Consider the following 990-nt stretch of genomic DNA (forward strand, 5'->3'; position numbering starts at 1 on the left):
ACCGACGACCGCTACACCACCACCCGGGACAGCGTCACCTGGCAGAACGATCTCTTCCTCTCGGAGGACCTGATCACCACCATCGGTGTCGACTACTACGACGACCAGGTCGACAGCACCACCGACTACGACCGCACCAGCCGGGACAACCTCGCGGCCTTCCTCCAGCAGCAGTGGTTCGCCGGTCCTTTCGACCTGCAGGGCGCCGTGCGCTACGACGACAACGAAGTCTACGGCGGCGAGACCACCGGCAGCGTCGCCGCGGGCTACCGCCTGACGCAGAGCATGCGCACCTATGTCTCCTGGGGCACCGCCTTCAAGGCGCCGAGCTTCAACGACCTCTATTACCCGGGCTACTTCGGCATGTACCAGGGCAACCCGGACCTCGACCCGGAGAAGTCGCAGAGCTGGGAGCTCGGGCTCAAGGGCGGCCACGACTGGCGCTGGGACGTGGCGGCCTTCCAGACCCATATCGACGACCTGATCGCCCTGTCCGAAGACAGCTCGACCTACGTCAACGTCGACGAGGCCCTGATCCGCGGCGTCGAGGGCACGGTGCGTGGCAGCGTGGCCGGCTTCGACACCCGCCTGACCGCCACCTGGATGCACACCGAGGACGAGGACACCGGCAACGAGCTCGGCCGCCGGCCGTCGTTCAAGTCCACCCTGAGCGTGCGCCGCACCTTCGGGCGGGCGACCCTCGGCACCAGCATCCACTACGGCGGCGAGCGCTACGACAGCACCGCCAACACCACGGAGCTGGACGCCTACACCGTCGTGGACCTCACCGCCGCCTGGCGGATCGACGAGGCCTGGACCCTGCGCGGCCGGGTGACCAACCTCTTCGACGAGGACTACCAGACCGCCGACACCTACAACATGCCCGGCCGGGCGGCGCTGGTATCGGTGACCTGGCAGCCGGGCAGCTAAGCCGCGGCCATGTCCATCACCGGTCTCCCGTGGCGGCGGCTCGCCGCCACGGCGCTCCTC

Annotated in this window: 1 protein-coding gene; it reads left to right on the plus strand. The window is 68.5% G+C overall.

The annotated features are described in order from the left end of the window. The coding region (locus G7A99_RS21135) for a TonB-dependent receptor domain-containing protein (protein WP_163143879.1) at window positions 1-930 on the plus strand (930 nt) is incomplete at its 5' end. Window positions 931-990: the final 60 nt, after the last annotated feature.

It is taken from the genome of Arhodomonas sp. KWT, assembly GCF_010993615.1.